This is a genomic window from Enterobacter cloacae complex sp. S1 (assembly GCF_014930525.1).
Lineage (GTDB): Bacteria > Pseudomonadota > Gammaproteobacteria > Enterobacterales > Enterobacteriaceae > Enterobacter > Enterobacter hormaechei_C.
Map to the genome: position 1 here is coordinate 557,064 of NZ_JADBRE010000004.1, position 7,683 is coordinate 564,746.

A 7,683-nucleotide genomic window follows, 5' to 3' on the forward strand; every position below is an offset into this window, starting at 1 on the left:
CTGGGGTGAGGGCAACAGGCTACTCCAGATCCCCCCCGTTACTCGCAATCACCTTCTTATACCACCAGAATGATTTCTTGCGCTTGCGGTCCAGCGTGCCGTTCCCAGCGTCGTCCCGGTCGACGTACACAAACCCGTAGCGCTTGCTCATTTCCCCCGTTGAGGCCGAGACAAGGTCAATGCAGCCCCAGGTGGTGTAGCCCAGCAGCGGTACGCCGTCCTCAATCGCATCAGCCATCGCGCGAATATGCTCGCGCAGGTAGCTGATTCGGTAGTCGTCGTTGATCTCGCCGTTTTCATCAATGACGTCCTTCGCTCCAAGGCCGTTTTCCACCAGGAACAGCGGCTTCTGGTAGCGGTCGTACATCATGTTCATGGTGATGCGCAGGCCGAGCGGGTCAATGCCCCAGCCCCATTCGCTCACCTGAATATGCGGGTTGCGCAGGGACTTCACGATGTTCGCCGCGCTGGTGTTTCCCGCGTTCATGTCCGCCGACGCGCAGCGCGAGGCGTAATAGCTGAACGAGACAAAGTCGACGGTGTTTTTCAGCAGTTCATCGTCGCCCGGGTCTTTCACAATCACCACGCCTTTCTCGCGGAACACGCGGGCAGAGTAAGCCGGATAGCTGCCGCGCGCCTGCACGTCGATAAAGAACAGGTTCTCGCGGTCTTTCTCCAGCGCCGTCCACACGTCTTCCGGCTTGCAGGACCAGGGGTAAAAATTGCCGCCCGCCAGCATACAACCGACCTGGTTTTCCGGGTTCACCTCGTGGGCAATTTTGGTCGCCAGCGCGCTCGCCACCAGCTCGTGGTGCGCGGCCTGGTACTTCACCTGGTCCTCGTTTTCACCTTCTTCAAATACCAGCCCCGCGCCGGAGAACGGGCTGTGCAGCATGATGTTGATTTCGTTGAAGGTCAGCCAGTATTTCACCAGCCCGTTAAACGCCTCGAAGCAGGTGCGGGCGTAGCGGGCGAAGAAATCCACCATCTTACGGTTGCGCCAGGAGCCGTACTCCGTCACCAGGTGCATCGGCACGTCGAAGTGGCAGAGCGTCACCAGCGGCTCGATGTTGTACTTTTTACACTCCTCGAACACCGCGCGGTAGAAGGCAATGCCTTCCTGATTCGGCAGCGGTTCGTCGCCGTTCGGGTAGAGGCGGCTCCAGGCAATCGAGGTGCGGAACACCGTAAAGCCCATCTCCGCCATCAGGGCGATGTCTTCTTTGTAGCGATGGTAAAAATCAATCGCCTCGTGGCTCGGGTAGAATTCGTCGTCCCGCAACGAAAACCGTTTTTCCTTGCCGACTTTTACCGCCAGACGGTTTGCGCCGTGGGGGATCATGTCGACCGTCGTCAGTCCTTTGCCGCCTTCACGGTAAGCCCCTTCACTCTGGTTGGCGGCAAGCGCGCCGCCCCATAAAAATCCTTGTGGAAAAACAGACATTCTTACCTCGCTTTCAGTTTATGCTTCTGCTGCTTTGTTCTGTACCGGTGCGGTTTGCAGGGCGCGTGCTTTTTCGGCTTCGTCTTCTACCGGGATATCCTCAAACCCTAACAGCAGGGTTAGCACAAACGACAGCACTACCGCCAGACCCATCACGCCAAACACCCAGACGATGGTCATCGGGTTGGCCGGGTCGAAGAACTGCACGCTGGTAAACAGCCCCGGCGCCGCCATCGAATGGCTGGCAAGGCCTGCCATGCCTGCCACCGCGCCGCAGATAAAGCCGCTGATCAGGCTCGCAATCAGCGGACGCTTCAGGCGTACCGCTACGCCGTACAGGGCCGGTTCAGAGATCCCCGCCATGATGGCGGAGGCCGCCGCGGCCAGCGCCGTCTGGCGCAGCTCCGGATTTTTGGTTTTCCACGCCACCGCCAGCGACGAACCGCCGAGCGACAGGTTGGCGCCGATCTCCGACGGCATCACCATCCCTTCTTTGCCCGTTTCGGCAATGGTCTGGATGATGGTCGGCGTAAACACGCGGTGCATCCCGGTCATCACCAGCAGCGGCCACAGCGCGCCCATAATGGCAACGGAGAGCCAGCCCAGATAGCCGTGAATGGTGTAGACCAGCGCGGAGATGGCGCTGCCGATCCAGATCCCGAGCGGGCCAATCAGTACGATGGCGAGCGGGGCGGCAATCAGCACGATCAGCATCGGCTTGAGGAAGTTTTTGGTCACCGCCGGGGTAATGCGATCCACCCAGCGTTCGATGTATGACAGGCACCAGGTCATCACCAGGGCGGGGATCACCGTGTAGGTGTATTTCACCGCCGTCACCGGAATGAAGGCGAACTCAACGTGCTCGCCCTGCGCGGCTTTCGCCATCAGCTCGATAAAGCTCGGGTGAACCAGAACGCCCGCGATGGCGATTGCCAGCGACATGTTGGTTTTGAACTTCACCGCCGCGGACGCCGCCACCATCAGCGGCAGGAAGAAGAACGCGCCGTCGCCGATAACGGTCAGGATCGTCAGCGTCGGGTCGCCTTTGCCCAGCACGCCGGTCATCTCAAGGATCATCGCCAGCAGCTTGACCATCGACCCGCCGATGATCGCCGGGATCAGCGGAGACATGGTGCCGATCAGCGCGTCGAGGATCCCGGCGCCAATCCGGCGCAGCGTGAGCCTCTGTGGACCTTCCGCTACGGCAGGTTGCAGGTTAGCGGGCAGCAGGCTCACCACTTCACGGTATGCCTGGGACACGGTGTTGCCGATGATCACCTGACACTGGTTGTCGTTGCGCACCACGCCGAGCACGCCGCTGATGCTTTTCAGGCGTGCGGCGTCGGTGAGGCTTTCGTCTTTCAGGACGAAGCGCAGTCGCGTCATACAGTGGGTGACGGCGACGATGTTCTCTTTGCCGCCCAGCGCGCTAACGACGTCGGTCGCCAGCGCAGCGTAATTTTTTGCCATCGGATGTGATCCTGTTATCGTTGTGAGAAGTGTAGGAAACCGGTTTCACACAATCATCATGAGTTTCTTTTAATGAAGCAAGACCACTTTTTATGCATTTTTTCGTTTCGTGATGACGATCACTCGTGGCCGTAAAAAGCGTGATAACGCCGCTGCGACAATTTTTCTGCGGTGCAGTACACTGCGCCCATCAGGTTCAGACGGAATAATAATATGACCACGATGCTGGAAGTGGCGAAGCGGGCAGGCGTATCAAAAGCGACGGTCTCCCGGGTACTGTCGGGGAACGGTTACGTCAGCCAGGAGACGAAAGACCGGGTTTTTCAGGCCATCAAAGAGAGCGGGTATCGCCCCAATCTGCTGGCGCGAAACCTGGCGACCAAACGCACCCAGACTCTGGGGCTGGTGGTGACGAACACCCTGTACCATGGGGTCTACTTTAGCGAGCTGCTGTTTAACGCCGCGCGGATGACGGAAGAGAAGGGGCGTCAGCTGATCCTGGCGGACGGCAAGCACAGCGCCGAAGAGGAGCGCGAGGCGATCCAGTACCTGCTCGACATGCGCTGCGACGCGGTAATCATCTATCCGCGTTTTCTGAGCGTGGAAGCGCTGGACGAGATCATTGAGAAATGCGAGCAGCCGATCATGGTGCTCAACCGCCGTTTGCGGAAAAACAGCAGTCACAGCGTCTGGTCCGATCATAAAGCGTCGTGTCAGGACGCGGTATCGCAGCTGATTGAGAAAGGCCACCGGGAGATTGCGTTTATCACCGGTTCGCTGGATTCCCCCACCGGGGTGGAGCGTCTTTCCGGCTACAAGGACGCGCTGGCGCAGCACGGGATTGCAGTTCGCGACGCGCTGATCGCCGAAGGGAAGTGGAACCCGGCCAGCGGCGCGGCGGCGGTCTCTCAGTTGCTCACCCGCGGCGAAACGTTTACCGCGCTGGTGGCGAGTAACGACGATATGGCGATTGGCGCCATCAGGCAGCTGCACGAGAGCGGCGTCGCCACGCCGGGCGCAGTGTCCGTCATCGGCTTTGACGACGTGGCAATCGCGCCCTATATCGTGCCGTCCCTCTCCAGCGTGCGTATTCCAGTAACGGAGATGATTCAGGAGACCATCAGCCGTATGATTTTCATGCTCGACGGCGGTGAGTTTAAGCCTCAGCAAACCTTTTCCGGCGAGCTTATCCTGCGCGACTCCGTCATTGACGGCCCGCATCGCTGACGTCGACATCTGTCATCGTCACTAATGACGATGACAGATCCTTCTCTTTTAAATTTCCCTAAAAAATCAATGCATTAAATATTGGCACGGTTTATGAATAGCTTCGCGCATAACAGTTATGCCGGAGAAGCAGATGAACCGTTTTATTATGGCCGATGCCAGCAAATGCATTGGTTGCCGTACCTGTGAAGTGGCGTGCGTGGTGTCCCATCAGGCAGAGCAGGATTGCGCCTCTCTCACCCCTGATACCTTCCTGCCGCGCATCCACGTCATTAAAGGCGTGAATATTTCTACCGCCGCTATCTGTCGCCAGTGCGAAGATGCGCCGTGCGCCAACGTCTGTCCGAACGGGGCGATTAAGCGCGAGAAAGGCTTCGTGCATGTGATGCAGGAGCGCTGCATCGGGTGCAAAACCTGTGTGGTGGCGTGTCCGTATGGCGCGATGGAGGTGGTGGTTCGCCCGGTGGTGCGCAACAGCGGTATCGGGCTGAGCGTACGCGCGGAGAAAGCCGAAGCCAATAAATGTGACCTCTGCTACCACCGCGACGCCGGTCCGGCGTGTATGGAAGCCTGTCCGACGCATGCGCTGGTCTGCGTCGATCGCGACAAGCTCGAACAGATGAGTGCCGAAAAACGCCGCCGCGCGGCGTTCGACACCTCATCATCGCTGCTGTTTTAAATTGCGATGCGCGTTAACGGCGTACAGCTTCGGGTGCGCGGCAAGGTGCAGGGGGTAGGATTTCGTCCCTTCGTCTGGCAGCTTGCGCACCAGCTGGGGCTGGCAGGCGACGTCTGCAACGACGGAGAGGGTGTCCTGGTGCGTCTCGCGGGCAGTGGGGGTGACTTTACCGCGAGGCTGCGCCAGGACTGCCCACCGCTGGCGCGCATCGATCGCGTTGAAACGCAGCCGTTCAGCTGGAGGACGCTGCCGGACGAGTTTGTCATCCGCCACAGCGAGAGCGGGGCGATGGACACGCAAATCGTCCCGGATGCCGCCACCTGTCCCGCATGCCTGGCGGAGATGCGCGATCCCCGCGAACGTCGCTACCGCTACCCGTTTATCAACTGCACCCACTGCGGGCCGCGGTTTACCATTATCCGCGCCATGCCCTATGACCGCCCGGCCACGTCAATGGCGCCATTCCCTCTCTGTGTGCCCTGTGAAACGGAGTACCGCAACCCGGCTGACCGGCGTTTTCACGCCCAGCCGGTGGCCTGCCCGGATTGCGGACCGCAGCTGGAGTGGCGAGCCGGGGAGGCTGCTGCCACCCGCGAATCGGCGTTAAGCGCGGCGGTGGCGATGCTGGAAGGCGGCGGGATTGTGGCGGTCAAAGGGCTGGGCGGTTTTCACCTGGTCTGCGACGCGCTTAACCCGCAGGCGGTTCGGAAATTACGGGCACGCAAGCAGCGCCCGACCAGGCCGCTGGCGGTGATGATCCCGCATGCGGACGATCTGCCGGAGGCCATCCAGACGCTGTTACGTTCACCCGCTGCGCCGATTGTGCTGACGCCAAAAGCCTGCCTTCCTGCGTTTCCTGAGGAGATTGCGCCGGGGCTGGATACGGTCGGCGTGATGCTGCCTGCGAACCCGCTCCAGCATTTGCTGATGCTGGACTGCCAGCGCCCGCTGGTGATGACCTCCGGCAACCTCAGCGGCCATCCACCCGCCATAAGCAACCAGCAGGCGCTGGAAGAACTCAGTGACATCGCTGACGGCTTCCTGCTGCACAACCGCGACATCCTGCAACGGATGGATGATTCAGTGATGGACCAGGAGGGCACGATGCTGCGTCGCGCACGCGGTTTTGTGCCGGATGCCATCACATTGCCCGCCGGATTCCGCGACATCCCGCCCATGTTATGCACCGGCGCGGAGATGAAAAACACCTTCAGCCTGGTGCGTGGCAACCAGGCGGTGCTGAGCCAGCATTTTGGCGATCTGAGCGACGAGGGGGTAGAGGCGCAGTGGCGCAGTGCGCTCTCGACGATGCAGGACATCTACGCCTTTCAGCCTGAGCGCGTGGTGTGCGATGCCCATCCGGGTTATCACGCCCGACTGTGGGCCCGGGCGCAGGCGCTGCCCGTTGAGACCGTGCTGCATCATCATGCGCATGCGGCAGCGTGTCTGGCGGAGAATGGCTGGCCGCTCGACGGCGGGGATGTTATTGCCCTGACCCTGGACGGGATCGGCATGGGCGAGAACGGCGCGCTGTGGGGCGGCGAGTGCCTGCGGGTGAACTATCGCGACTGCGAACGACTGGGCGGTCTGCCAGCCGTTGCGCTGCCGGGGGGCGATCTGGCGGCAAAACAGCCGTGGCGCAATTTGCTCGCCCACTGTCTGGCGTTCGTACCTGACTGGCAGCAGTACCCGGAAACTGAGGTGGTACAGCGTCAAAACTGGCCGCTGCTGGCAACGGCTGTGTCGCGCGGTATCAATGCGCCGCGGGCCTCCTCCTGTGGTCGTCTGTTCGACGCTGTGGCCTGTGCGTTGGGTATTGAAACGCAACGCTATGAGGGCGAAGCCGCGTGCCGGCTGGAGGCGCTGGCCGAACGCTGCGCAGAGGTTGATCATCCGGTGACGCTCCAGACGGATAACCTTGCGCTGTTCTGGCAACAGTGGCTTACCTGGCGGGCGGAACCCGGCGAGCGTGCCTGGGCTTTTCACGATGCGCTGGCAAAAGGGCTGAGCGAACTGGCGGCAACGCATGCCCGCCGACGGTCGCTCACGACGGTGTGCTTCAGCGGCGGCGTCCTTCACAACCGCCTGCTGCGCGCGCGCCTTCGTCATTACCTTTCTGATTTCACGCTTCTTTTTCCTTCGCGCCTGCCCGCAGGCGACGGAGCGATCTCCTTCGGGCAGGCGGTGGTTGCTGCCGCCCGATCATGTTCACAAGGGATTTAAAATGTTACGACTTTTACGCAATGAACCTCGTGCAGCGTGCCTGCTGCTGGCTCTCGGGATGGCTAACCTGCTGGCCTGGGGGCTGGCGTGGCACACCTTTAGCGGCAGTACGGCGCTGATGGCGGCCAGCCTGCTGGCCTGGTGTTACGGACTGCGTCATGCGGTGGATGCCGACCATATCGCCGCGATTGATACCGTGACGCGTAAAATGATGCAGCAGGGCAAGCGCCCGTCCGGCGTGGGCGCATGGTTTTCCCTCGGACACTCCACCATCGTGGTGCTGGCGTCCATTGCCATCGCCGCGACCGCCACGGCGTTTCAGAAAAATATGGCGTGGTTTCACGAGACCGGCAGCCTGATCGGCACCGCCGTCTCCGCCACCTTCCTGCTGGCGATGGCGCTGGTGAATATGGTGATCCTGCGCGGCGTCTGGCGCAGTTTTCAGGCGCTGAAACACGGCAATCCCGTGCAGGGCGACATCACGCTGCCTGCACAGGGCGGCGTCATGAACTGGCTGTTCGGCAAAACCTTCCGCCTCGTCAATAAAAGCTGGCAGATGTACCTGGTCGGTTTCCTGTTCGGCCTGGGGTTCGACACCGCCACCGAAATCGGCGTGCTGGGGATCTCCGCCGCCAGCGCC

General features: G+C 61.0%; 6 protein-coding genes. 4 read left to right on the forward strand and 2 right to left on the reverse strand.

The genetic code is table 11. The features are described from left to right. Positions 1-19: 19 nt before the first annotated feature. Together IM290_RS05140 and ascF are read right to left on the reverse strand one after the other, a co-directional pair. The gene (locus IM290_RS05140) at positions 20-1,444 is read right to left on the reverse strand and encodes a 6-phospho-beta-glucosidase (RefSeq protein WP_193042625.1); all 1,425 of its coding nucleotides are present in this window, start codon (positions 1,442-1,444) and stop codon (positions 20-22) included. Between the two features lie 18 nt (positions 1,445-1,462). Continuing rightward, positions 1,463-2,914 (reverse strand): PTS cellobiose/arbutin/salicin transporter subunit IIBC, encoded by a 1,452-nt coding sequence (ascF, locus tag IM290_RS05145; RefSeq protein ID WP_193042626.1) that lies wholly within the window; start codon positions 2,912-2,914, stop codon positions 1,463-1,465. Between the two features lie 189 nt (positions 2,915-3,103). On the opposite strand from ascF, the gene IM290_RS05150 reads away from it, so the two are divergent. The 4 genes from IM290_RS05150 to IM290_RS05165 form a co-directional block, all read left to right on the forward strand. Further along, the gene (locus tag IM290_RS05150; protein WP_368749980.1) at positions 3,104-4,141 is read left to right on the forward strand and encodes a LacI family DNA-binding transcriptional regulator; all 1,038 of its coding nucleotides are present in this window, start codon (positions 3,104-3,106) and stop codon (positions 4,139-4,141) included. A 133-nt stretch (positions 4,142-4,274) separates the two neighbouring features. After that, on the forward strand, positions 4,275-4,820 hold the full coding sequence (gene hydN, locus IM290_RS05155) for an electron transport protein HydN (RefSeq protein ID WP_017382793.1): 546 nt from the start codon (positions 4,275-4,277) through the stop codon (positions 4,818-4,820). A gap of 6 nt (positions 4,821-4,826) precedes the next feature. After that, positions 4,827-7,043 carry a carbamoyltransferase HypF gene (gene hypF / locus IM290_RS05160; RefSeq protein ID WP_193042628.1) on the forward strand — a complete coding sequence of 739 codons (2,217 nt, stop codon included), beginning with the start codon at positions 4,827-4,829 and terminating at the stop codon, positions 7,041-7,043. A 1-nt stretch (position 7,044) separates the two neighbouring features. After that, positions 7,045-7,683: HoxN/HupN/NixA family nickel/cobalt transporter (locus IM290_RS05165; RefSeq protein WP_370532098.1), on the forward strand; the 639-nt coding region annotated here is incomplete at its 3' end.

Coding starts and splice junctions, on each gene's coding strand:
- hydN (WP_017382793.1), top strand. CDS start 4,275: ATGAACCGTTTTATTATGGCCGATGCCAGCAAATGCATTGGTTGCCGT.
- hypF (WP_193042628.1), top strand. CDS start 4,827: ATGCGCGTTAACGGCGTACAGCTTCGGGTGCGCGGCAAGGTGCAGGGG.
- IM290_RS05140 (WP_193042625.1), bottom strand. CDS start 1,444: ATGTCTGTTTTTCCACAAGGATTTTTATGGGGCGGCGCGCTTGCCGCC.
- ascF (WP_193042626.1), bottom strand. CDS start 2,914: ATGGCAAAAAATTACGCTGCGCTGGCGACCGACGTCGTTAGCGCGCTG.